General features: G+C 29.2%; 24 protein-coding genes, 1 riboswitch and 1 other annotated feature. Of the genes, 6 read left to right on the forward strand and 18 right to left on the reverse strand.

Going from position 1 to position 26,270, the window contains the following annotated elements; genetic code table 11:
• The first annotated feature begins 12 nt into the window (after positions 1 to 12).
• Positions 13 to 144, forward strand: coding sequence for a FeoB-associated Cys-rich membrane protein (locus tag G594_RS19890; protein WP_081663621.1), 132 nt, complete (start codon positions 13 to 15; stop codon positions 142 to 144).
• A 335-nt stretch (positions 145 to 479) separates the two neighbouring features.
• On the opposite strand, the gene G594_RS18610 is transcribed toward G594_RS19890, so the two are convergent.
• Together G594_RS18610 and argS are read right to left on the reverse strand one after the other, a co-directional pair.
• Complete coding sequence (locus tag G594_RS18610; protein ID WP_051195945.1) at positions 480 to 1,667, reverse strand: AI-2E family transporter; 1,188 nt, start codon at positions 1,665 to 1,667, stop codon at positions 480 to 482.
• Between the two features lie 290 nt (positions 1,668 to 1,957).
• A complete protein-coding gene (argS, locus tag G594_RS0108225; RefSeq protein ID WP_027098145.1) occupies positions 1,958 to 3,649 on the reverse strand; it encodes an arginine--tRNA ligase in 1,692 nt (563 codons plus the stop codon).
• Positions 3,650 to 3,687: 38 nt separating this feature from the next.
• Positions 3,688 to 3,892, reverse strand: a binding site (T-box leader).
• Positions 3,893 to 4,021: 129 nt separating this feature from the next.
• Here argS and G594_RS0108230 point away from each other — a divergent pair.
• Positions 4,022 to 5,539 (forward strand): Ppx/GppA phosphatase family protein, encoded by a 1,518-nt coding sequence (locus tag G594_RS0108230; RefSeq protein WP_027098146.1) that lies wholly within the window; start codon positions 4,022 to 4,024, stop codon positions 5,537 to 5,539.
• 47 nt (positions 5,540 to 5,586) lie between these two features.
• On the opposite strand, the gene trmB is transcribed toward G594_RS0108230, so the two are convergent.
• The 4 genes from trmB to G594_RS19605 all read right to left on the reverse strand — a co-directional run bounded on the left by trmB (position 5,587) and on the right by G594_RS19605 (position 10,087).
• On the reverse strand, positions 5,587 to 6,228 hold the full coding sequence (trmB, locus tag G594_RS0108235; RefSeq protein WP_027098147.1) for a tRNA (guanosine(46)-N7)-methyltransferase TrmB: 642 nt from the start codon (positions 6,226 to 6,228) through the stop codon (positions 5,587 to 5,589).
• 82 nt (positions 6,229 to 6,310) lie between these two features.
• Positions 6,311 to 7,348 carry an NHL repeat-containing protein gene (locus G594_RS0108240; RefSeq protein WP_027098148.1) on the reverse strand — a complete coding sequence of 346 codons (1,038 nt, stop codon included), beginning with the start codon at positions 7,346 to 7,348 and terminating at the stop codon, positions 6,311 to 6,313.
• Between the two features lie 17 nt (positions 7,349 to 7,365).
• Positions 7,366 to 8,388, reverse strand: coding sequence for a phosphodiester glycosidase family protein (locus G594_RS0108245; RefSeq protein WP_027098149.1), 1,023 nt, complete (start codon positions 8,386 to 8,388; stop codon positions 7,366 to 7,368).
• 145 nt (positions 8,389 to 8,533) lie between these two features.
• Complete coding sequence (locus tag G594_RS19605) at positions 8,534 to 10,087, reverse strand: LCP family protein (RefSeq protein ID WP_051195946.1); 1,554 nt, start codon at positions 10,085 to 10,087, stop codon at positions 8,534 to 8,536.
• Positions 10,088 to 10,256: 169 nt separating this feature from the next.
• On the opposite strand from G594_RS19605, the gene G594_RS0108255 reads away from it, so the two are divergent.
• Entirely contained in the window at positions 10,257 to 11,222 is a 966-nt protein-coding gene (locus tag G594_RS0108255; protein ID WP_027098150.1) for a biotin--[acetyl-CoA-carboxylase] ligase, read from the forward strand.
• 54 nt (positions 11,223 to 11,276) lie between these two features.
• Here the strand turns inward: G594_RS0108255 and asnA are convergent, their stop codons facing one another.
• Both asnA and G594_RS0108270 read right to left on the reverse strand, forming a co-directional pair.
• Positions 11,277 to 12,290: an aspartate--ammonia ligase gene (gene asnA, locus G594_RS0108260; RefSeq protein WP_027098151.1), complete on the reverse strand. Its 1,014-nt coding sequence runs from the start codon at positions 12,288 to 12,290 to the stop codon at positions 11,277 to 11,279.
• A gap of 138 nt (positions 12,291 to 12,428) precedes the next feature.
• A complete protein-coding gene (locus G594_RS0108270; protein ID WP_027098152.1) occupies positions 12,429 to 13,379 on the reverse strand; it encodes an L-lactate dehydrogenase in 951 nt (316 codons plus the stop codon).
• A 312-nt stretch (positions 13,380 to 13,691) separates the two neighbouring features.
• On the opposite strand from G594_RS0108270, the gene rocF reads away from it, so the two are divergent.
• Together rocF and G594_RS0108280 are read left to right on the forward strand one after the other, a co-directional pair.
• The gene (gene rocF / locus G594_RS0108275) at positions 13,692 to 14,588 is read left to right on the forward strand and encodes an arginase (protein WP_027098153.1); all 897 of its coding nucleotides are present in this window, start codon (positions 13,692 to 13,694) and stop codon (positions 14,586 to 14,588) included.
• Positions 14,589 to 14,651: 63 nt separating this feature from the next.
• Positions 14,652 to 15,263, forward strand: a complete 612-nt coding sequence (locus tag G594_RS0108280) for a 3'-5' exonuclease (protein ID WP_027098154.1) — start codon at positions 14,652 to 14,654, stop codon at positions 15,261 to 15,263.
• A 51-nt stretch (positions 15,264 to 15,314) separates the two neighbouring features.
• On the opposite strand, the gene G594_RS19610 is transcribed toward G594_RS0108280, so the two are convergent.
• The 5 genes from G594_RS19610 to G594_RS0108305 form a co-directional block, all read right to left on the reverse strand.
• A complete protein-coding gene (locus G594_RS19610) occupies positions 15,315 to 16,004 on the reverse strand; it encodes a hypothetical protein (RefSeq protein ID WP_051195947.1) in 690 nt (229 codons plus the stop codon).
• On the reverse strand, positions 16,001 to 16,888 hold the full coding sequence (locus G594_RS0108290) for an ABC transporter ATP-binding protein (RefSeq protein ID WP_027098156.1): 888 nt from the start codon (positions 16,886 to 16,888) through the stop codon (positions 16,001 to 16,003). Before G594_RS0108290 ends, G594_RS19610 begins: the two co-directional genes overlap by 4 nt.
• Positions 16,889 to 16,897: 9 nt before the next feature.
• Positions 16,898 to 17,962, reverse strand: coding sequence for a hypothetical protein (locus G594_RS0108295; protein WP_155849297.1), 1,065 nt, complete (start codon positions 17,960 to 17,962; stop codon positions 16,898 to 16,900).
• Positions 17,963 to 18,207: 245 nt separating this feature from the next.
• The gene (locus G594_RS0108300; RefSeq protein WP_027098158.1) at positions 18,208 to 18,471 is read right to left on the reverse strand and encodes a hypothetical protein; all 264 of its coding nucleotides are present in this window, start codon (positions 18,469 to 18,471) and stop codon (positions 18,208 to 18,210) included.
• Between the two features lie 407 nt (positions 18,472 to 18,878).
• A complete protein-coding gene (locus tag G594_RS0108305; RefSeq protein WP_027098159.1) occupies positions 18,879 to 20,120 on the reverse strand; it encodes a M48 family metallopeptidase in 1,242 nt (413 codons plus the stop codon).
• Positions 20,121 to 20,272: 152 nt separating this feature from the next.
• Here G594_RS0108305 and G594_RS0108310 point away from each other — a divergent pair, with 152 nt between their 5' ends.
• Complete coding sequence (locus G594_RS0108310) at positions 20,273 to 20,572, forward strand: hypothetical protein (RefSeq protein WP_027098160.1); 300 nt, start codon at positions 20,273 to 20,275, stop codon at positions 20,570 to 20,572.
• Between the two features lie 45 nt (positions 20,573 to 20,617).
• Here G594_RS0108310 and pflA read toward each other — a convergent pair whose 3' ends face one another.
• The 5 genes from pflA to G594_RS0108335 form a co-directional block, all read right to left on the reverse strand.
• Positions 20,618 to 21,334, reverse strand: a complete 717-nt coding sequence (pflA, locus tag G594_RS0108315) for a pyruvate formate-lyase-activating protein (RefSeq protein WP_027098161.1) — start codon at positions 21,332 to 21,334, stop codon at positions 20,618 to 20,620.
• A gap of 72 nt (positions 21,335 to 21,406) precedes the next feature.
• Positions 21,407 to 23,635 carry a formate C-acetyltransferase gene (pflB, locus tag G594_RS0108320; protein WP_027098162.1) on the reverse strand — a complete coding sequence of 743 codons (2,229 nt, stop codon included), beginning with the start codon at positions 23,633 to 23,635 and terminating at the stop codon, positions 21,407 to 21,409.
• A gap of 76 nt (positions 23,636 to 23,711) precedes the next feature.
• Positions 23,712 to 23,793, reverse strand: a riboswitch (ZMP/ZTP riboswitch).
• Positions 23,794 to 23,850: 57 nt separating this feature from the next.
• Positions 23,851 to 24,525, reverse strand: a complete 675-nt coding sequence (pyrE, locus tag G594_RS0108325; RefSeq protein WP_027098163.1) for an orotate phosphoribosyltransferase — start codon at positions 24,523 to 24,525, stop codon at positions 23,851 to 23,853.
• 89 nt (positions 24,526 to 24,614) lie between these two features.
• Positions 24,615 to 25,511: a dihydroorotate dehydrogenase gene (locus tag G594_RS0108330; RefSeq protein WP_027098164.1), complete on the reverse strand. Its 897-nt coding sequence runs from the start codon at positions 25,509 to 25,511 to the stop codon at positions 24,615 to 24,617.
• A 12-nt stretch (positions 25,512 to 25,523) separates the two neighbouring features.
• The gene (locus G594_RS0108335; RefSeq protein WP_027098165.1) at positions 25,524 to 26,267 is read right to left on the reverse strand and encodes a dihydroorotate dehydrogenase electron transfer subunit; all 744 of its coding nucleotides are present in this window, start codon (positions 26,265 to 26,267) and stop codon (positions 25,524 to 25,526) included.
• Positions 26,268 to 26,270: the final 3 nt, after the last annotated feature.

Below are 26,270 nucleotides of genomic sequence, written 5' to 3' on the forward strand. Positions count from 1 at the left end.
GTTGGTGATATTATGGAAATCTTAATTACTGCAGGAATAGTAACTTTAGCAATTTTCATAATTTATAAAAACATAAAAACATCTTCTAAAGGAAAATGTAATTGCGGCACTTGCTCTAAAAACTGCCCAGCCAGAAAAAATTAATAAATAAGATTTTTAAAGACTGCATCTTAATTGCAGTCTTTTTCTATTCTTTAGGAAATTATATGCCTCTGGTCTTTTGATTACATTGAATTCCAAAGTCCAGAGTGCACTGAAAAAAATCCACCACTCGGCAAGCTCGTCTTGACGACTTTTTTATAAATAAATTATTGAAAAATACTATCTACAATAAATAAACATATAAATATGTATTTATATAAATATACAAAGATATAAATATATATTTATACCCTTTCTTCATCTTAATAAAACAAAATATAATTCCATTGCTTCACCTTTATACTTCCCCAGACGTTAAAAACTCAGTAGTATTTAACCTACTGAGTTTTTTCTTTATCTATATTATCCTTACTATCTATCTTATCCTCATTAAAAAAATCTTCTTCTCTTGTATCAAATCTTTTCATAAGATTTTTATTCCTTGCCTTGAATAAATTCACCTTTCTTTCATAATATATGTTTATAGTTGCCATAGTAGGTGATGCAAGTAACATTCCTATTGGACCAAAGAATCCCCCACCTATTGTAACTGCTAATATTATATAAAATGGTTTTACTCCTACTTTATCACCTATAAGCTTAGGATCTAAGTACCACGCATCAAATTGTTGAAGGGCTAGTAAAAATACAAATATTGTTATAGCCATAGCTGGAGATACAAATATACCAACAGCTGCTCCAACCACTTCTCCAACAAATGGTCCAAAGTATGGAATCATATTAGTAACACCAACTATAATTGCTAATAACGGTGTATATGGTGCACCAATTATCATAAGTCCAAAAAATGCTAATACTCCTATTATGGCTGAATCTATAGCTTTAGTTCCAATATATTTACCTATCATTTCATGATAAGTTCTAACTAAACCTATTAATTTTGTTCCTTTCTCTTCTTTTAATATCATATAAGTTAAAGTTTTAACTTCAGTAATAAATCTTTCTTTATCTAATAATATATAAATTGAAATTAAGAATCCAAATCCTATTTTTACTACGTTTGTAGTAATTGATACTATAGAAGATACAGAACCGTCTAAGATTCCAATTATAATACTACTCATTTTTCCAGATATAACACTTATATTATCTAAAAGTCCAGTGCTATTTATTAAGTCATAAAGATTTTGATTTTTTAACGCTTCATTAATCCAACCTTGTACAGTTTCCATGTATTTAGGTATTTCAGATGTAATTGATATTATACTATCAACAATACTAGGAACAATATATAATGCACCTATTACTATAGCTCCTCCTATTAATAGATATGTACTTAAAATGGATAAGCCTCTTTTCATCTTTAATTTTCGTTCAAATAGATTCATTATTGGATTAATACAATAAGCAAATATCATTGCGTATATGAACGGAGATATTACAGACATTGTTGTACTTATAAGGTTTAAAAACATTTGATAATTGTCAATTAACTTATATCCCACAAGAGCTATTAAAACTATTACTAGAATGTCTCTATACTTTATATATTTATTAAAAAACAAACTTTTCCCACCTCTCTATAAAAAAGTGGCTTCGCCACGTTTTAGCGAAGAAGTCACTTTTTTCAGCCATACCACAGGTTCCAAAACTTGCTTTTGGTGTTCTGTGGCGGCACTATAATTTTTATTTTTTAACGTCTTCACATATTTTTACCACTTAATCTCGGTATCCGTAAGGTTTGCTACTCAAAAATTTTATACTTTTCTAGACGTTTAAAATTATTATAATTATAGCATATTTTTATCAATAATAAAGAGTATGTATTATACAAATACATACTCTCCTATCATAATTACATTTTTTCTACTACATCTATACCTAAAAGGTCTAATCCATTCTTTATAACTTGAGCAGAAGCTTCAACTAGCTTTAATCTTGTTGCCTTTAAAACTTCATCTTCTAAGTTTAATATTGAATGAGCATTATAGAATTTATTAAATGCCTTAGCAACTTCTATAGTATATCTTGTAACGATTGATGGCTCTAATTTATCTAATGCTAATAAGATTTGATTTTTAAAGTTATCTAAAGTCTTAATTAATTCAAATTCTTCCTTAGATGATAATTTACTATACTCTACTTCCTTGCTAATTCCTTCAGCTCTTCTTAAGATACTCTTTGCTCTAGCATATGCGTATTGAACATATGGACCAGTTTCCCCATCAAATGAAAGGATTTCTTTCCAATCAAATACTATATCCTTTTCTCTAGAGTTCTTTAAGTAAGTGAATATTACAGCACCTACCCCTATCTTCTTAGCTACTTCTTCTTTATTTTCTAATTCTGGATTCTTTTCATTAATAACTTCTAAAGTTTTTTCTACTGATTCTCTAATTAAATCATCAAGTAAAACAACTTCTCCCTTTCTTGTAGAAAGCTTTCTATCAGCAAACTTAACTAATCCAAATCCTACATGCACACAATCATTTGCCCACTCATGTCCAGCCAATTCTAGCACTTTAAATACTTGTTTAAAATGTAGAGCTTGAGGTGTTCCTACAACATATATACTCTTATAGAAGTCATATGTCTTCTTTCTATACATAGCTGCTGCTAAATCTCTTGTTGCATATATTGATGCTCCATCAGCCTTTAAAACTATGCATGGTGGCATATTATAGTCTTCTAGCATAACTACTTGTGCACCATTACTTTCAACTAAAAGCTTCTTTTCTTTTAATTCATTTACTACAACCTCCATCTTATCATTGTAGAAAGCTTCTCCGTTGTAAGAATCAAAATTTACTCCAAGTATATCATATACTCTTTCAAATTCCTTTAAGCTTAAGTCTCTAAATCTCTTCCATAAAGCCTCTGCCTCTGGATCTCCATTTTCTAAAGCTTTAAAATATGCTCTTCCTTCATCTTCTAATGATGGATCTTTTTCTGCTTCATCATGGAACTTAACATATATTCTTAATAATTCTTTTATTGGATCAGCTTCTAAAGCTTCTTCATCTACCCATCTATGATAAGCTGAGATAAGCTTACCAAACTGAGTTCCCCAATCCCCTAAATGATTTATACCTATTGCATTATATCCTTCTTTTTTATACATCTTGTATAATGCATTACCAATAGCTGTTGTGAAAAGATGTCCTACATGGAAAGGCTTAGCTATATTAGGTGAAGAATATTCAACACATACATTTTTTCCTTCTCCAATATTAGAAGCTCCATAGTTATCTCCTTCTTCTAATACCTTTTCTATTGTATTTTTACTGAATACACCTTTATCAACAAAGAAATTTACATATGGTCCTAGTTGTTCAACCTTTTCAAATCCATCTTTATTTATATTTTCTGCTAATTCACCAGAAATCATATTGGGTGCTTTTCTCATAACCTTAGCTAATTGAAAACATGGAAATGCATAATCCCCCATTTCTGGTCTTGGTGGAACTTCTATTAATCCTTCTATCTTGTCTAAATCTAAATCAACATGTTCTTTTATTAACTCTGCAATTTTCTTTTTATAATCCATATTTATCCTCCTAAAATAAAAAAATCGCCTCTTGAATAACAAGAGACGGAAATATCCGCGGTACCACTCTAGTTGCAATAAAATTGCCACTCAACTTTTTAACGCAGTATTCTGCGGCCAGTCTTACTCAATTCAGATGGCATCTCAGAGGCTCTCTTCCAAACTAACCTATTCACAGGGCTTACACCCTCCCCTGCTCGCTTTAGAAATCAGTTAGAGTACTCTTCTCTTCATTGATTTTCTATTATCTTTTATACATTATACCTATAAATAACTTTTAATGTCAATATTCATTTTTACATAACATTTTTCTATACACTATAGTATAATAATATTATTATTAATCTAATTATATATCTTAAGGAGTTATTTATGAATAGGGTTGGTGTTATAGACATAGGTTCTAATGCTATTAGATTTATGTTGACAGAAGTTGAAGAAGGTGGGTACTTTCGTATTATAGATGAATTAAGTACCACAGTTAGATTAGGATACGACTTAATTGATAATGATTTTATTTCTGATGAAAAGATACAAAAAACAATTAGCACGCTAACTACATTTAAGTCTCTTGCCTCTGTTTCTAAGGTATGCGATATTGTAACTGTTGCTACTGAGGCATTAAGTGCTGCTACAAATAAGGATAGGTTTGTTCATACTATAAAAGAAGCACTAGATATGGATGTTATTGTACTTTCTAGCGAGGAAGAACTTTATTTTAGTTACCTTGGTGTTACAAAAAGTATCTACTTTGATAATTCTCTTTTAGTTGATGTAGCTGGTACTTCTACTTATATAGCTTGGATATTAAATGGTGAAATAAAAGAAAGTGTAACCTTGCCTATAGGTAGCGTAAACTTAACATACAAGTATAATCTTCAAGATAGAATACTTAGGGATGATTTAGAGGGCGCAATTACAAAAATCTATAGTGAACTATCAGATATAGAATGGTTAGGAAACAATACTTTTGATTCTATAATCGGTGTAGGTGGAACAGTCCGCGCTATTGCAAAAATGAACAGAATAAAAAATAGATATCCTTTTGATATCACACATAACTACATAATGACTGATTATGATGTTCATGATATTTATAATCTTTTAAAAAGTAAGGATTATAAGCTTAGAAATAAATTCGATGGTTTATCAAAAGAAAGAGCTGATATTATAGTTGGTGGAGTTTCTATATTCCATGAAATAATTAAGTATGTTAACGCATCAAAAATAATCGTGTCTGGTAGAGGTCTTAGAGAAGGTATAATGTATGAGTACATAAATACTCATTTTAAACCTATAGAAGACATTCTAGATTATAGTATAAATGGTATATTAGAAGATCTTCACATTAACAAAGAACATGCTAAAAACGTGTATAACCTTAGCACAAAACTATTTGAAGCTTTCAAACCATTACATCATTTAGGCAATGAGTATGACCATATAATAAAGACAGCTGCTATGTTACATGATTGTGGTACATCAATAGATTACTATAATCACCATAAACATACTTTTTATATTATTTTAAACTCATATATTAATGGATTAACACATAAAGAACTTTTAATGAGTGCATCAATTGCAGCATCTCACAGAAATAATAGCTATCATGTTGCTTTACCTCAGTTCTGTTCAATAATAAATAGACTGGATTTTAAAGTTATTGAAGAATTAGGGGTCATTTTAAAAATTGCTGAAGGTCTTGATAGAAGTCTTTCTGGTGCAGTAAAAGATTTAAGTGTATCTATAAATGAAGATACTGTTGAGATTAAACTATATTCTTGTTTAAATCTTGATTTAGAAATTTCTCAAGCACTAAGATGTTCAGATAAGTTTAAAGAAGTATACAGCAAAACCTTAACTATAAAAAAGGTTTGCTCTAATTAATAAACAGAAAGGAGATATCAAAATTACCTTTTGATATCTCCTTTTTTCTACTTTAATGTTGCAATTAAACACATAGTCTTCATACCTAATGAAGTAAACTTTGTTTCATACTCTGTCATTATATTATTCTTAAAATCTGAGTTATGTAAATCATAAGTTAAGAAATCTATATTAAATCCACATTCCTTAAAATACTCTTGTGAATCATTGAATAAGTCTGTATCATCAGTTTTAAACCATATTTGTGCTCCTGGCTTTAAAAACTTCTTATACTCATTCAAAAACCTTATATGAGTTAATCTTCTCTTATTATGTCTATCCTTTGGCCATGGATTACAGAAATTTATATATATCTTATCTATTTCATCTTTATCAAACAGGTCTGCTATAAAGCTTATATTTAAAGCTACTATTCTAGCATTAGTTAATTCAGGTTGGACTTCCTTAACCTTTCTTAATGCATACACTAATACTTCATCTTTTAAATCTACAGCTATATGATTAATATCAGGATATCTTTTGCAATTTTCTGTTAAGAATCCTCCTCTACCACATCCAAGTTCTAAATGAATAGGATTGTTATTTCCAAACTCTTCTCTCCATTTTCCTTTTAAATCAGCTGGTTTGCTTATGAATATATTACTCTCTTCTAATTCAGGTCTAGCCCACCACTTTTTTCTTAGCCTCATATGTAAAAATCCTCCTAGGAACGTTTTTCGTTAGCGAGTTGTATTATACCATATATATTAATGAATATACAATTATACTTCTTTAAACCTCTGTTGCACTATCCACATCTTTTATATTTTTAATATAAATATAACCTTCTTTATTACTATATATAATCTTATCGTTCATACTAACAAACTTTCCTTTATATGAAATAGTTTCACCAGTAGTTTTATTTAGAACCATCCCTTTTAAATTATCATTAATAAGGATTTCTCCATTTTCAGTTACATAAATATCTTCTTTATTTTTGCTTTCATCAAGTGCTAATGATTGCCATTCACCTTCCTTAGTATTTAAAGAACCATACACTATTCTGTAGATTTTATCTCCTTCATATTCACCGAAATAAATATTATCATTGCTATCTGTTCCTAGCACATCTAGTTTCCCAGAAATATTTAGATTTAACTTTTTACTTTTTCCATTTGTATAACTATAAAAGCTATTTCTTGACTCATCTTCACAGATTAGTATATCTTTATTTTGAAAAGCAGCAATCTCCCCTAAATTCTTTATATTATGAGATACCTTAGTAAGTGTTTCATTAATATCAATTCTATAAATTGTTGGTCTACTACTTCCCCATGTTAATGCAATATATTTAACACCTGTTTTACTTGATACCTCTAATCCATTAATCTTCATACTATTAGAATAATTGCCTAATTCTTTTATTTTATGTTCAGTTTTTGAATTTATATCATATGTATAAAGTTGTACTCTATCGTTTATATCTCTTATAACTAATATAATTCTATTTACATTCTCTATCCAATCCGCATATAGTATTTCATCAGAATCCTCTATTGATATTTCATTCTCTTCACCATTTTTAGTGTTTATAGCATATAACTTATCATTATTAAAATATGAAATATATCTTCCTGAGTATGAAACTTTTACATCTTCTATATTATTAGGAATGGTAACATTAGCTTCTACTGGCTTAACTTCTACTTTCTCAACTTTAAAATCTGAGGAATGCTTAAAATACATCCTCTCTAAAATGTATAGCCCTCCAGCTTGTAAAGATAATGATAATAAAGCCCATATTACAACACGTTTTAAGTTTTTCATATATATTACCTCACCACTTATTTAACTATGAATGCAGATGCTATTGGTCTTTCACCTAAACTATTAGAAGGATTATTAATTACCTCTCCATCATAATACATAGTTGCAGATTTCCCACCATCAAGCATTGTTGCTGTAACACAGTCTAACTTGTACATAATTTCTTGGCTTTCTTTTAATGTGGCTGCTATCCTTCCTCCAGGAACCTTTGAATCTAACACAACTAGCACTATAGCACCATCTCTTCTTTGTCCAATTAATGTTCTTGGAGCAGTTCCTAATCCACCATCTCCTGATATTTTAGTCATTTTACCATTTATAACCAATACTGGACTTGCTCCCTCTGGTGTAAATGTAAGAGCATCCACTACATTCTGTTCTTCTAATTGCTTTAATGTATAGCCTCCTACTAAAAGTCTTCCATCCTTCGTCATAGCAGCTACATCATAACGCCCACCTGGAGCATCATCATTTAATATCTTTCCATCGGAAATTAATACCCCAACAGGTATACCACCATTGGATGTCCACAATTGGCTACCTTCTTCATCTGTAAAAGCTCCTCCATTAATAGCTGCTACAGCATCATAATTTTGAGCTATTTGCGATGTAGTTTCACCTTCTTTAAACAATTTTGATGTAACTCCAACCTTAACCCTAGTAGGATCTTTTACTATTAATACATGACCTGTAAATTTACTGTTATCAGTTAAAGTAGCCACCTCTATACTGTCATCCTTTACCTTTGAAATTTCTATAAGGCTAAAATCTTGATTTTCATTTGACACAACTTCCTGACTTTTACCTAAAATCTCATCAATTTTATCTTGAGATAAAAATGTTGTTGCTAACCACTGATAGTGCATTGAAGACATTGCTGTTCCAACAAATGTTCTTTTTGCATCTTCAAAAGGTCCATATAAAATCATAAATGGAGCTGTTACCCCTGTAAATATAATCATAAAAGCAAAAAAGGCTAATATTACTTTCCAACTCTTTTTCTTATTCTTTTTCGATCTCGTTATCTTTTTTCTCCCCATGTTACCACCTATACTATATCTATTTTTACTTATAAAATTATATCTTTTTTTACACAATACTTCAACACAAGTAATAATTTTGTAATAATATGAAAAAAAGATAAGATAATTTATATCCCATCTTTTTAGTTCAGCGTCATTCTTACTATTCATTTACATATTTATAAACCAGAATTTTAACTTCAGTCCACTCTTTAACGTGAGTGCCAACACCAAATACTGTTTTAACCATCCCATTATTTGCTTCTGTTGCTCCATCCGTAACATATTCTACAAAGCAATTTAGCTTTAAAGCACGTAACTTTTCTCTAGCATTGCTTTCACTTTCACCAACCAAGTTTGGTATTTCCACACCAACATATTTTCCAATATTAATAGTTACTTCACTTCCTCTTTCAACTTCACTGCCTACTCCTGGAGAAATTGAAATAACCTTGCCAGATTGATTTTCATCTGTAACATCTATCTCCTTAACGTTTGCCTTTAATTCTTTTTTATTTAACTCACTTATTGCTGTGTCCTTGCTCAAGCCTACTACAGAAGGAACTTTCACCAACTTTGGTACTTCAGGATCTGTTGTATTGTTAGACGGCTTTTCCTGTTCAATTTTATCTAACTCATCATCATTTTCTTCAATATGAGTAGGCTCTCCATGTTGTTGCTTATATTCATTATTTAAAGCATTGTAATTTGCCATTATACTATTAAAATGATCCTTATCTATATCTTCACTAGAATATGGTTTATCATTATAGATAAAATCATTTAGTATTTTTCCATTCTGCTCTTTATCTGTTAATAAAACCCATCCTTTATTTCTATATAAGCCACCTTGAGATAATTCAGTAGCAGGAATTTGCAATTGTTCAAATTTAAGTTCTCCAAACTTAGAAACCGTATATGCATAATTTAATAAGGTTAATGGTTCTATATTAGTCTTAACTGATGGCAATAAGTCATATAAAAGACCTGGATATTTAACTACGCTTACATCCATCATTTTTTCAGCTACTATATCAAGAACTCTTCTTTGACGTTCTGTTCTTTCATAGCTTCCATTACCAACTTTTCTTATTCTTGCATATGCTAAAGCCTGCTGTCCATCTAAATGTTGTAATCCTGGTGTAGTTAAAGGTGGTGATTTTACATCTCTAACTTCTCCAATAAATTTATTAATTTCTGGAATTTCATAATCTTTTACATCCACTTCTATTCCACCAATACCATCTATTATATCTTCAAATCCCCAGAAGTTAACCATTACATATTTATCTAATGTAAAGTTAAAATTCTCTTTTATGGTCTTCATTAATAATTCTGGTCCACCTAATGCTAAAGCAGCATTAATTTTTTGTTCACCATATCCTGGTATATCTACAAAAGTATCTCTCATTATTGAGGACAACTTTAACTTCTTAGTATTATTATCTATTGTTGCAATTATAATAGAATCTGATCTTGCCCTCTCATTAAGATCTCTAGCATCTGTACCTATTAATAGGATATTAGTTATTCCTGGTACCTCTTCAAATGAATCTTCTGTTGTTATATCTGATATATCTGAATTACTGTATATCTTACTTCTAACATAAAAATATCCAAATACAACGGATCCAACTAATAAAGCTAGAATAATGGATATTGTTATTATAATTTTAGTCTTCTTTGACATTTTCTTTTTATCTTTCTCTGGCTTCACCTTACTCACTCCTTTTCCTACTTCTCTTCATAATAATATTATTACAAACAAAATTCAATAAATAATTACGAAATACTTAAGATTTTGTAGACTACTTAATCTTTTTTATTATTTTCTATGTTATAATATGCAATATGTTAAGTTAATAATCTATTGTGGGAGATTTTTTATGAAAGAAGAAATAATCAAACTTCTAAAAGAAAGTGACAACTATGTATCAGGAGAAGAAATTAGCAAAGGTTTAGGAATAACTAGAGCCTCTGTTTGGAAACATATAAAAGTTCTAAAAGAGGATGGATACGAAATTGTAGGAGTATCTAATAAAGGATATAAATTAGTTAACTCTCCTGACTTAATATTAAAAAGTGATATAAATAAATATTTAACTACTAGATATATAGGACAAAATATAGAATACTTTAAGTCACTCTCATCAACTAATGATAAAGCAAAACTACTTGGAAATAGCATTGATATAAAAGATGGAACAATAATAATTGCTGAAGAACAAAGTGGCGGAAAAGGTAGATTAGGACGATACTGGTCATCACCTAAAGGTGGATTATGGCTGTCAATTATATTAAGGCCTAATATTGAACCTACAAACGCTCACAAAATTACTCAAATAGCTTCTGCCGCCTTAATCAAAACATTAAATAACTATGGAATAGATGCAAAAATAAAGTGGCCTAACGATATATATTTAAATAACAAAAAAATATGTGGAATATTAACAGAAATGAAATGCGATATGGATAGAATAAACTATATCGTAGTTGGCGTTGGAATTAATGTTAATATAAATTCAAATAATATTCTAGAGGAACTAAAAAATACTGCAACATCTTTAAAGATAGAGACGAATATTAGTTATGATAGAAATAAACTTCTTGCTTTATTTCTAAATAATTTCGAATATTTATATATTGATTTTATAGAAAAAAATATATATTCAGAGGTTGCTGAAATTAGTAAAACTCATTCTCTTATAATAAATAAGCAAGCTTTTCTTGTTACTTCAAGGGGGAAAGAGAAAGTTAACTGTATTGGATTAGACGATAATGGCGAATTAATTGTTTTAGACGAAAATGGAAATAAAAAAAATATTTTAAGTGGTGAAATTACTTTTAAATAATAAGCATCCTATATTAAAAATAAGAGAAATTGCAATGCAATTTCTCTTATTTTTCTATAATAGTCTTATTCCGTTTTCTTCACATATCCTATGGTTTTTTTCATCCCAAACAGAAGCTTGCACTTCTCCAATATGAGCTTTTCTTAGAAAGTACATACAAATTCTTGATTGTCCTATTCCTCCCCCTACTGTATAAGGAAGTTTTCCTTCTAATAACAATCTATGAAACTCTAATGACTTTCTTTCTTCACAGCCTGTCTTTTTTAATTGGTACTCTAAAGCGTCCTTATCTACTCTTATTCCCATAGAAGATAGCTCTACAGCTCTATCTAAAACTGGATACCAGAAAAGAATATCTCCATTTAACTTCCAATCATCATAATCTGGTGCTCTTCCATCATGTTTTTCTCCAGATGCTAAAACATCTCCTATCTTCATTATAAACACAGCTCCATGTTCTTTACATATTGCATCTTCTCTATCTTTAGGAGATAAATTTGGATATTTATCTTCTAATTCTTGAGATGTTATAATGAATATTTCATTAGGTAATTCCTTTTCTATACACTTTAATTCATTAGCTACAAAGTTCTCTGTTTCTTTAAATACACTATATATACTTCTAACTATCTCTTTTAACTTCTCTTCATTTCTTTCTTCTTTTAAGATAATCTTTTCCCAGTCCCATTGATCAACATAAATTGAATGAATGTTATCTAAGTCTTCATCTCTTCTTATAGCATTCATATCAGTATATAACCCATGTCCAGGTTCAAAACCATATCTATATAAGCTTAATCTTTTCCATTTAGCTAAAGAATGAACAATCTCTACATCTTCTCCTGTTGCTTTTAAGTCAAAATTAACAGGTCTTTCAACTCCATTTAAATTATCATTTAATCCAGTGGATGCTCCTACAAATAACGGTGCTGATACTCTAATTAAGTCTAATTTTTCTGATAAAGTTCTTTCAAAGAAATCCTTAATTTTTTTTATATGAATTTCTGTTTCTATAAGCGTTTCTTTTACTTCATAATCTTTTGGAATTATTATTCCATCTACATCCATTGTTACGCCCCCTTAAAGTTTATAAAATAGATTATACCAAATTACTTAAAGTTATTGAAGTATATTATCTAAATAAAAGTACTAAATCTCTCCAAAAGTAAGAAAGAAACACTATTAAAAAGTGTTTCTTTCTTACTTTTATTTAATACATTCATTTAAATGCTTCTTTAATATGTCTGCTGATTTCTTTAATTTATCTTCTTCTTCACTATTTAAAGATATTTCTATAACTTGTTTTATACCATTTCTGTTAACTATTGATGGTACTGCAAGATATATATCACTAATACCATATTGTCCTTCAAACAAACTAGATACAGTTAAAATTGAATTTTCATCTCTAAATATTGCTTCCACTATTCTATTTACAGCAAGACCTATAGCAAAATAAGTTGCTTTTTTCCTACTTATAATTTCATACGCTGCATTTTTAACATCATCTTCTATAACTTTTTTAATTTCTTTATCCCACTCTAAATTAACTCCCTTAGAATAGTTATCTAAGTCTTCAACCCCTATTCTTGCATTGCTCCAAGTAACAACTTCACTATCACCATGCTCACCTATAACATAACCATGCACATTATTATTATTAACTTCAAAATATTTACCTAAAACATACTTCAATCTAGAAGTGTCAAGTACAGTACCTGATCCAATGACTCTTTCTTTAGGGAATCCTGATAGTTTATATGTGATATAAGTTAAAATATCTACAGGATTAGATACAACTAATAGTATTGATTCTGGACTTAGTTTAGCCAATTCTGGCACAAAGCTTTCAAAAATCTTATAGTTCTTATCAATAAGATCTAACCTTGTTTCTCCATCTTTTTGACCAGCTCCAGCTGTTATTATAATTATATCTGAATCCTTTGTTTCACTAATTCCACCTGCATATATATTAACAGGTTTTACAAATGAAGTTCCATGAACTAAGTCCATTACTTCACCTATTGCCTTCTCCATATTTATGTCGTATATACAAATTTCCGTTGCTATTCCACTGTTCATTAAGGCGTAAGCTGTTGTTGCACCTACAAAACCTGCTCCTATTATAGATATCTTTCTTTTTCCTTCTCCAATCATTTTCAACCCTCCTATATTAGTTCTATTACTTAGTTTTACTATATAGATAATATTTTATTCCCGTTACAAATATTATATCTCATATAATAATTATTATCAATTAATTTTAGGAAATATTTTCTTTTTATTTGTACTTATTTTTACTTTTTTTTCGTATTTTACATATAATAAATTTGAATTTAAATTTCTAATTATCCCAAACTATAATAATAATATGAAATTTTTAAAATATTATTTACATTAAACTTTTAAAAGATTAATATAGTACCTGTAGCTATTTTAAAAATTTGTTAGCATACTTGGAGGAATGAAATGAAGATAAATATTATAGGAGTTCCTTTGTTCTATGGTTGTGATAAACCCGGTGTAGAAAAGGGACCTGATATTCTAAGAAAAAATGGTTTAATTGATGTATTTACTAAAAAACATGAGGTATGTGACTTAGGAAACGTAAAAGTAAACAAAGTATCCTCTGAAAATAAATATAAATGTAATAACAAAATGAAGTATTTAGATGAAATAATTAATATAAATAATGAATTAGCTGATAAAGTTAATAACTCTTTTGATAATGGTGCATTACCTTTAGTAATTGGTGGAGATCATGCTCTTGGTATGGGAAGCTTAGCTGGTTGTGGTAAATATTTCGGACAAGACCTAGCTGTAATTTGGGTAGATGCTCATGGAGATATAAATACACCAGAAACATCACCTTCTGGTAATGTTCATGGTATGCCTTTAGCTGCTTCTATGGGCGTTGGATATGATTCTTTAATAAATATTTATTATAAAGGTTGTAAAGTTAATCCTAAAAATGTTTATATAATTGGTGCAAGGGATCTAGATAAAGGTGAAATTGAATTAATTGAAAATAAGCATTTAAATGTTTGGACTATGAACGATATAAAAGAAAAAGGATTAGAAAAATGCTTGGAAGAATTAATTTCTACTTTAGATTCGTCAAACATAAATAATGTTCACTTAAGTTTTGATATAGATTCAATAGATCCTACTTTTATTCCTGGTACAGGCACACCTGTAGTAGATGGACTAACTATGGAAGGTGGAAAAAAGATTATAAAAGACTTATTAAATACTAATCTTATTAGATCTATTGACTTTGTAGAATTTAATCCAAGCTTAGATAAGGAAGATATTACTTTAAATAACTGTTTAAGCCTTTTAGAAGAAATTAGTAATAATCTATAGTTCCTAAAGTTTTAATTATGATATAATATTTTTATTATAATCGCTTCAACAGGAGGAACTAATATGAAGTTATTAATCTTTGATACTGAAACAACAAGTATTAAACCAGGACATATTTGTCAATTAAGCTATATTACAATAGATGCTTCAACAAAACCACAACAAACAATAGGAAAAAACTTTTTCTTTACAGTTGACGAAATGGATCCAGCTGCTGAAGCTGTTCATGGGTTTTCTTTAGAAAAACTTTATGATTTATCTAATGGTCAATATATTGAAGATTTAATTGAAGAGTTTATTAATGATTTTAGTGAAGCCGATTTTGTTATAGGTCATAATGTTAATTTTGACGTTAGATTCTTAAAATTAGAACTTGAAGCTATGGGAATTGACTATGAGCCAAAGAATATGTTCTGCACAATGCAATACTATAGAGATATATGTAAAATTCTTAGACCAAGTGGAGATTATAAAAATCCAAAACTTGAAGAAGTAATTAATTTTTTAGGAATTACAAAAGATCAAATATCAAGTAAGGCTGATGAGCTATTCCAAGGTAGTGGTGACTATCATGATGCTAGATTTGATACTGCAGCAACTTACTTGTTAATTATAGAAGGTTTAAAGAAGGGCTATATCCCAAGAGGATATTTTTCAAAAAAATTATTAAATTAATTTAGAAAGAGAAATTGCTTTGCAATTTCTCTTTTATATAATATCAAATAATTATATATGCCTTTTTCTTCCTATACTTTTATAAAACCCCCATAAAAATACAATTGATAGTATAAAGTAAAATAATTTCACCTTAACTCTAAAAGAATCATCTCCAACATCTAAAAAGAATCTATGAGCTAGCACTCCATATTCTTTAGTTATCTTTCCCCTCCATAAAAATTCTTGAATAAAATATCCAAATGTAACAAGTGTCATACTAATAGAAATACTTCTTGTTACCCCTATACATAAAAGTGTAAAAGATATTACAAAGATTTGGGTGATTAAAGAATATATAAGTATAGTTTTTATATTTGCATGTCCATCTATCCTCATTCCAATCAAAACATTAATAGCCGTACAAAAATATATTGGTATATAGATAGAAAGGAAGGTTATTAGCTTTCTTATAACATAAATATTACTTTTACTACCACCAGCAATAATAGAAATATCTACTATACTATTGGTATAATCCATACCTATAATAAACAATATACATGTTGTACAAAATAGCAACATCCAAAAATTTATTACACCTTCAAATACTCCTATAGTTGAAAAATATTCTTTACTACCTAAATTCTTAAATTTTATTACTATAAAATATATATTTATAAATAATGCTATACCCATACCTATCTTCAATATAGGTACTTTTAATATGTTTTCTATATGCTTAAAGTATTCTTTTATCATATATTCCACCCATTTTCATATTTCATACTATGGATTATATATGAGTCCTGTAACGTTGGTATAATATTTTGTGAATTTTCTACTTCGGCTTTCTTACTTATATACCTTATCCTAAAACAATCACCATCTATAATAGTAGATATAATTTTCAGCTTATCCAAATTCTTAACATATTCCTCTCCAGAGAAGGTTACTTCCCACAATAATCCCATTACTTCTTCTATAAAACTTTCTTTTGAACCTTTATATATTAATTCTCCATCTTTTAACACAATTAAATAATTACAATAATTCTCTATATCCTCAACTATATGAGTAGTTACAAATACTATTCTATCTCTACTTATTCTAGGAAAAAGCTCCCTAATAATATTTCTCTGCTCTGGGTCTAATCCTACTGTAGGCTCATCCATTATTATTACTTTTGGATATCCTATTAATGCTTGAGCAAAACCAAGCTTTTGTTTCATGCCACCTGAATACTCTTTAATTTTTCTTCCAATAAACTTTTTCATATTCAGAGTATTTACTATTTCATCTATATGCTTACATCTTTCCAATCCTTTAATTCCCTTTTTTAATGACGCAACTATTTGGAGAAACTCTTCACCTGTAAGATTATCATATACCTCAAAATTCTGTGGTAAGTACCCCAAACTATTTCGTATATCCTTTAAGTTCTTATCATATGATAAGCCATTTAGCTCTATACTTCCCCCTTGAAGTTTATATAATGTTGTTATAAGCTTCATAAGTGTACTCTTACCTGCTCCATTAGCTCCTAACACCCCTATTAATCCATCATTAACTTCAAAAGAAATATTATCTAATGCTCTTAAGTTTTTATATTCATAACTCACATCACTTACCTTCAAGTTATTCATAGCCTTCTCCTAATTTCTATAAATTTTATTTTGAAAATCTAATTCTCCTATTAAAACGTAATCTTTATATATATTTCTAACTAAATATTGCTTATCACTTCTTGGTGTGAAAATTATATTTGTTTTTTCATTTAACATACTTATTTCATCTTCATTAAATATACTATTAACTACTTCTACTTTTTCTCTAGAATCTATTAACTCTATATTTCCTACATAAGTATGATTATCATACTTCTTTTCTTCAATATTTCCCATCACTAAAAAAATCTCTTTATCCCTTCCCTCATACTTCCCAGCACTTGTTGAATTTAGATTACTGTATATCTTTTTATTACCACTTTTAATTATATTCAAGCTATATTTTTTATCATATCCCCTATATTCTCCCTTTGGATACCATTCAAAATAATCTGCTAAAAATATACTACTACTATTGGAGAAATACTTTTTACCTTCTCTCTCACCAAAAGTATTAATTATCCCCTTATATTTAATGTTTATATTAAGAGTTCTATCATATGTATCTCTATTAATTATTATGTTATCTCCATCTCTTTCAAATGATATATCTTTGTTATTCAAAGAAAGTTCTGTAACTTCCAATTTATTAAATAACTTTAGTTTTATAGTAGACAAATTGTCATTCACCACTTCTATTTTTATATTACAATCATTTTTAAATTCTTTATTAATATTAATTTTCATATCATATTCAAGTATATTAAATCCATCATTGTTTTCTTTGTTTTCATCATATAAAATACCAATATTATCAGTTGCCACACTATATTCTACAGGTTCAAACTTTTTTGTATTCAATATAATTAAAGATATTATTCCAATTACAACAACGGTACATATTATAGATTTAACACTTATTAAACCTTTTTTACCCTCTCCTTCTCCAATGTATAATAATATTAAAGACAAGATAATTATTAAAGTATAAATAATTATATGACTTTTAAAGACAGATCCTGTAGAAATCAATTCAAAAGTGCTTTGAACCATATCAATATGATATAATGGCGCTAATACATTTGTATTTTTATAAAAATTATTAATCCCCATGAATAATAATAAAATCAATATATATTTAATAATATCAATCTTTATAAATTTCCCTATAAGTAGCCCTAAACCCATAATGGTAAACAAAGACAAAGAACAATTTATTAATGCTAAGCTTGATTGATATAGAAAGTATTTAAACGGAACATTACAAATCCATCCTACAAGAATAAGAGTAATTAAAGTTACAAATAATATTAAACCGGTTATAATTAGGCTAGCACAAACCTTACTTGCAAACCTATTTACTGGCTATTAATTATCTTAAAAACTTCTGTATCACTTGCTCCTATATCTGAAAAAATTATTAGTAAAGGAATATAGATCAAATTTATTGGCAACCAATAATTCTTTAAAAAAGTAACTAATCCAAGATTAAATGAATTGTCTATTTTTCCTGCCCACAAGACTTGTTGAAGACCAAATAAAAAAAGTATTCCAACTATTATAACTATTGGTTTTCTACGTAATTCTATTAGCTCATACCTTATTAAACTTATAATCCTCATAAACCATACCCTTCACATTCTTAAAGTAGAGAATATCTACTTTATATTAACTATTTTTGTACTGTTTTCGAGTAATCTATATAATAACTTCTCAACTGCTCTCCATTTCTAAAACAAGCTCTATTCCATTCCTGGTCATTTTATAATCCTTGTATCTAATATTGTATTGGCTTATAGCATGGCCACCTCAATTCTAACCTTGTTCATTCATAGTAGTTTCTGCATAAACATCTAACATTCTATTCTTATTCCATTTTTTGTAATTACAATTTAATCTTACCACAGACTTTAATACATTTTTTTACTTTTTATACTTTTATTCTAGAAAAAAATAAAATATTCTTATTAATCTCGGAAATACTCATATATACACATGAATAAAATAAATCTAAAAAAAAATGTGAACTTTATTCACATTTTTTCTTTATAAACTCATTACTTAGTTCTATTCTTTCTCTACAAGTAGGATGATCATAAGCTAGCCATTTAATTACTGGATCAACATCAACTGGAGTTAAATTGCTTTCTATAAACTTAATCTCTAAAGCTCCATTTGTATATCCATCATTAGTTATTTCCATTGCAAAGGTATCAGCCTCTACTTCCATCTTTCTAGAGTAAGCTGTTTCAATTGGTGAAAATAAAAGGCCAATTACATTTAAGATAAATAATATATATGGTACTTTTTCTATTTTTCTATAATCTTTAGTTGAAAATCTTCTCATTAAATTATGAACTAACATTAATGTCATTAGTGTCAATAAAGATGATATTATTGTTGATTTCTGAATATGGTTTAATTTATAGTGCCCCATCTCATGAGCTGCTACTGATAATACCTCTTTTTCACTTAATCCATTTAAAGTAGTATCCCAAAATACTATTCTTCTACTATTATTAATTCCTGTCATATAGGCATTCATACTATTTGTTTCACCACTTTTAGGAATAACCTTTATATCTAAATTTTCTATTCCAGCTTCTTTTGATAAATCTATTATTTTGCTCTTTAATTCTCCCTCCTCCATAGGCACTAAATCATTTTGGGCCTCATCAAAATATGGATAAATATAATTACCTATTAGAGATACGCTTATTAGTATTACTGCTGATAAGAAATACCAACTTTTTCTCTTAAGAAAAATAACATATATTATGGCTACTATTGGAAGTGAAATAAGTAAATCTATAGAATCACTTACTATATAATCTTTAAGAAAATCTAAAAAGCCTAAATTACTTAATCCAACAAGTCTCCCTCTATAGAAAGAACTAAAAAGTGATTTAGGAAACATTAAAATCATATTAAATAGGTAATAAACAATAAAAAGAATTCCACCTTCAACTATTTTAAACCTAAAATTCCATCTCTTTATTAATCCAATACCACCATAAATATAGAATAATATAGGAAGAATAAGACTTAATACGATGCCACTGTAAAAGTATAATTTAGTAAACTCATAATTTGCAGCTACTTTATCTGGTGTTTGTGGAATAATTATCTCACCATCCCTTATCTCACACTCTACTTTAACTTTACTTTGAAGAGCCTTCTTATTCTTATTTTCTAATACCATAGTCATTGAGAATAAAAATATAAAAATAAGAGAAAATGCAAGAAAGGTTTTTAAAAGAAACTTTTTCATTTTATCTCCTCCATCCATGTTTATATATATTTATATAATCTCAAAAATATTTCTAAAAACTATGTAAACATTTAACTTATTTCCTTTATATAATTGTAAATTTTTTTATAATTATGTATAATAAAGATATATTTAGTGGGGAGGACTTATTTATGGATTTTAGTACTAAAAATATGATAAAAGCTTTACTAACAGATGCTGTATTATCTATAGGATTTTATTTTTTCTTTGGTATGAAGCTATTACCATTAGCTATTTTAATAGGAACTTTTTTAAGCATATCAATGTTCTTTAACCCAAGCAAACTTCAAAAAGCAAGAAGAGAAGCTGAACATAAAGCAAACTCTAAAATTGAAGTACCTAAAGAACTTGATCCAAAAGAAATATCTGAAGAAGATATTAAGAGTTTAGGATTAGATAATATTGATATAGATGACGATTCAGAGAAATAATATCTTAAATTATAAAAAAACTTTGCTTTCGCAAAGTTTTTTTCTTTATCCAATTACTTCATTAAGTAATTCTTTATACTTATTACATATCTCTTTGTCCATTGCAGGAGTACCTTCTAGTCTATACTCCATGCCTAAATTCTCATATTTATTTACTCCAAGTAAGTGATAAGGTAATAACTCTACCTTTTCTACATTCTTGATATTTTTAATATATTCACCTAATGCCTTTATATGTTCCTCTCCATCTGTTAATCCAGGAACAACAACATGTCTTATCCACATCTTTGTGTTATTTCTTTGCATCGCTTCTAAGAAATTAAGTGATTCATCTATTTCCAAACCAGTAACCTTCTTATAGCCTTCTCTAGTAAAATGTTTCACATCATATAATACTAAATCAGTATACTTAAGTATTTCATCATATTCCCCTAAACCATAACCTGCTGTATCAACACAAGTATGTATTCCCTTTTCTTTACAAAGCTTAAGTACTTCTATAAGGAATTCTGGTTGTCTTAATGGGTCACCACCTGAAATGGTTACTCCTCCTCCACTTTGCTTAAAGTAAGGTTTAAATCTTTCTATCTTCTTTACTAATTCTTCAGTGGTATACTCATCTCCACCATTACAATTCCAAGTATCTGGGTTATGGCAAAACTTACATCTTAGGGAACACCCTTGAAAAAATACAACTACTCTTATTCCTGGACCATCTACTAGTCCCATTGATTCTATTGAATGAATTCTTCCTTTTATCATTTTATCCTCCGTATTATAAAAATCCCATACCTATATATTACACTACAAATAGGTATGGGAGCAAAATATTAATTATAAACTTTCATGGAAAGTTCTACTTATTACTTCAAGCTGTTGTTCTCTAGTTAACCTATTAAAGTTTACAGCATAGCCTGACACCCTTATAGTAAGTGTTGGATATTTATCTTGATTTTCCATAGCATCCTCAAGCATTGCTCTATTTAATACATTAACATTTAAATGATGAGCCCCTTGAATAAAATACCCATCTAATATAGACACTAAATTATTCTCCCTTGTCTCTTCATCTTTTCCTAATGCATCAGGTACAATAGAAAATGTATTTGACACACCATCTTGGCACACCCCTCTATATGGTATTTTAGCCACTGAGTTTAATGATGCCAAAGCACCATTTTTATCTCTACCATGCATTGGATTTGCTCCTGGTGCTAAAGGTTCCCCCTTCTTTCTTCCATCAGGAGTTGTACCTGTCTTCTTACCATACATTACATTTGATGTTATAGTTAAGGCTGATAATGTATGGATTGCCCCTCTATATAACGGATGTTTCTTAAGCTCTGATATAAACTTATTTACTAGTTCAACTCCTAAATCATCTGCCCTATCATCATCATTCCCATACATAGGAAAATCTCCAACAGTTTCGAAATCAATTGCTATTCCCTCTTCATTTCTTATTGGTCTAACCTCTGCATACTTTATTGCAGAAAGGGAGTCTATTGCAACAGATAGTCCTGCAATACCAAATGCCATTAGCCTTTCAACATCTGTATCATGAAGAGCCATTTGTCCTGATTCATAGGCATATTTATCATGCATATTATGAATTATATTCATTGTATCTACATAAAGCTTTGCTACATACTCTAATACTTTATAGTAGTTTTTCTTAACCTTATCAAAATCTAATATTTCATCTTCTATTTTTTCTATACTTGGAACTACTTTTGTTCCTTTTATCTCATCTATCCCACCATTTATAGCATATAATAATGATTTTGCCACATTACACCTAGCTCCAAAGAACTGCATTTGTTTACCAACCTTCATTGCTGAAACACAGCAAGCTATTGCATAGTCATCTCCATATACTGGTCTCATTATATCGTCATTTTCATATTGAATAGCATCTGTGGCAATTGAGATTTTAGCACAGTATTTTTTAAAATTCTCTGGTAGATTCTGAGACCATAAAACAGTTAAATTTGGTTCTGGCGCTGGTCCTAAATTAATTAAGGTATTAAGATATCTAAAGGAATTTTTAGTAACTAATGGTTTACCATTAACACCAATACCTCCAATCGATTCTGTAACCCATGTAGGGTCTCCAGCAAATAATTCATTATACTCAGGAGTTCTTAAGTGTCTAACCAACCTTAGTTTTATAATAAATTGATCAATTAACTCTTGAGCTTCTTTTTCTGTTAATAACCCTCTCTCTAAATCTCTTTCTATAAATATATCTAAAAATGTTGATGTTCTACCAAGGGATGTAGCAGCTCCATTATTTTCTTTAACTCCTGCTAAATATCCAAAATATACAGCTTGTACTGCTTCTTTAGCATTAGATGCAGGCTTAGATATATCACATCCGTATTTTGATGCCATACTTTTAATTTTATTTAAAGCTCTTATTTGTTCTGAAACTTCTTCTCTCTTTCTTACAAGTTCATCAAGCATATCTCCCTGAAGCTCTTTTAAATCTTTTTTCTTTTCTCCCATTAAATAATCAATACCATAAAGTGCAATTCTTCTATAATCACCTATTATTCTTCCTCGTCCATAAGCATCTGGTAATCCTGTTAAAAGTCCTGCATGTCTCGCAGCTCTTATTTCATCTGTATAGCAATCAAATACTCCTTCATTATGTGTTTTTCTATATAATGAAAAATGTTTATCTATTTCTGGATCAAGTTCATATCCATATTCCTTAAGACTTTGATGCACCATTCTTATTCCACCAAAAGGATTTACAATTCTCTTTAAAGGAGCATCTGTCTGAAGCCCTATTATAACTTCATTATTCTTGTCTATGTATCCAGGTTCATAATTGTCTATTCCTGATACTCTATCTGTTGCGACATCAATTATTCCCTCTTTCATTTCTTTAATTATAAGTTCTTCACATTCGTTCCATACTTTCTTAGTCTTTTCAGTTATTCCCTCTAAAAAACTCTCATTACCTTCATAGAACTTATAGTTCTTTTGAATAAAATTTCTTACGTCTATTCCTTGTTGCCATGTACCTGTTTTAAATCCATCCCATTCTTTAAACATATTAAACCTCCTAAAACATATATAAGCTCATTTTGCCTTAATTAATGATTTAGAATAAAAAAAGCCGACAATCTGAGCTTATTGCCCAGACGGTCGGCATATTATCTTAGTCATACTTCATGTGGTATACTCCACTTCCGTCAGTCATATGACTTCATATATATGATATACTTATTCAGCATAAAATGTCAATATAATCCTTTTTGTTTTAATTCTTATTTAGCTCCATATTGCTCGTAATAAGAATCTATTCTAGCTTTTATCTCATCATTAATAATTACTTTTCCATTTACTTCTCTATTATATAGATATTTAATAACTTCTTCCATAGTAACTATAGCACAAGCCTTAAATCCATACTTTTCTTGTAATTCAACTAATGCAGATTTTTCTCCTTGTCCTTTTTCCATTCTATTTACAGAAATCATAAGTCCAACTGCATTTACATCAGCTTGTTCTTTTAATATTGGCATTGTCTCATAAATTGATTTACCTGATGTAGTAACATCTTCAACTATTAAAACTTTATCTCCGTCATTTAACTTACTTCCTAAAAGAATTCCAGTATCTCCATGATCCTTAACTTCTTTTCTGTTTGAACAATAACTTACATCTATTCCATATAAATCACTTAATGCCATAGTAACTGTTACACTTAGTGGAATTCCCTTATACGCAGGTCCAAATACTATGTTATAATCATCTCCAAAGTTTTCTTTTATAGCCTTTGCATAATATTCACCAAGTCTCTTAAGTTGGCTTCCTGTCTTATAGTTTCCTGTATTAACAAAGAAAGGTGTCTTTCTTCCACTCTTAGTTACAAAATCACCAAAAGTTAAAACTCCACATTCTATCATAAATTCAATAAACTCTTTTTTATAAGCTTGCATATTGATCCTCCAAATTTTAAATTAATATTTTAAGTAAATTATCTAGGTAAAAATCTTGTAGTAATTTAAACTATACTACTTTTATTACCCTACAATATTCCCACAATCTCATTAATATCTTTTATTCCTTGTTCTCTACAGAATCCTTCTATCTCTTCAATTATTTCTTTACCTGCCATTGGATTCATAAAGTTAACTGTACCTATTTGTACTGCACTAGCACCAGCCATCATAAACTCAACAGCATCCTTACCTGTAGTAATTCCACCTAATCCTATTACTGGTATACTTACAGCCTTTGATACCTCATGTACCATTCTTAATGCTACTGGCTTAACAGCTGGGCCTGAAACCCCTGCATAAACATTATCAAAAACTGGCTTTCTTTTATATATATCAACAGCAAGCCCCTTTAATGTATTTATTAAACTTAAAGAATCTGCCCCTGCCTCTTCACACTTTAATGCCATTTCCACTATATTTTCTGCATTTGGTGATAATTTAACCATAAGAGGCTTTTTACATAGCTTCTTTATTTCTTTTACAAAATCATGAGCTACATCAGCTTTAATTCCATAAGCCATTCCTCCACATTTAACATTTGGACATGAAATGTTAAGCTCTATCATTTGAACTGATGTGCCATTTAACTTCTCTATAGCCTCTGCATAGTCTTCAAAGCATCCTCCACCAACATTAGCAATAATATTAGTCCCTAGCTTCTCCATCTCTGGAAGTTCCTTATTTATAAAACCTTCTATTCCAGGATTTTGTAACCCTACTGAATTCATCATTCCTGATGGAGTTTCATAAACTCTTATTCCAGTATTACCCTCCTTAGGATTTATTGTAAGACCTTTAGATGATACTCCTCCCAAAATCCCTACATTGTAAAAGTTGTTATATTCTGCACCAAACCCAAAGGTTCCTGAAGCCGCTATAACAGGATTTTTAAATTCTACTCCATTTATATTAACCTTTAACATACTTCATCCCCCTTATAGTTCTACATAATATCCATCAAATACTGGACCATCTTTACAAGTTCTCTTGTGTCCATCTTTTGTCTTACATGTACAAACTAAACATGCTCCTACGCCACAAGCCATATGCTTTTCCATAGAAACATATACTTTAACCCCTTTTTCTTTACACATATTAACCACTGCCTTCATCATAACTTCTGGTCCGCAGCATAACACTGTATCATAATCTTCAACCTTTAAAATCTCAGTTACAAACCCCTTATGTCCATGTTTCCCTGTATTAGTGGAAACCTCTACCTTATTACCATACTTTGAAAGATTCTCTATTAAATAAACTTCGTCTCTAAACCCTGCATATATATCTATAATACCCTTAGGATTCTTTTCTCTTAACTTCTTTGAAACTTCAACCATAGGGGCAGTTCCTATTCCACCTGCTACTATTGCTACTTTTCCTAAGTCTTCATCTAAGTTAAAGCCATTTCCTAAAGGTCCTGTAAGACTTATCTCTTCACCAGATCTTAATTTAGAAAACTCTTCTGTACCCTTACCTACTACTGCATAAAGAAATGTAATTTCATCTCCATTTTTCTCACAAATACTAATGGGTCTTGGTAAAAGTGTTTGTCCATCTAATTTTAACATGTAAAATTGTCCTGGCTTTATCTCACCCTTATCTTCACAAACCATCTTATAAATTCCATCAACTATCTTTTCATTTGAAAGAACCTTAGATTTCTTATAAGTAATGCTCATTTC

Source organism: Clostridium paraputrificum AGR2156 (genome assembly GCF_000424025.1).
GTDB lineage: Bacteria > Bacillota > Clostridia > Clostridiales > Clostridiaceae > Clostridium > Clostridium paraputrificum.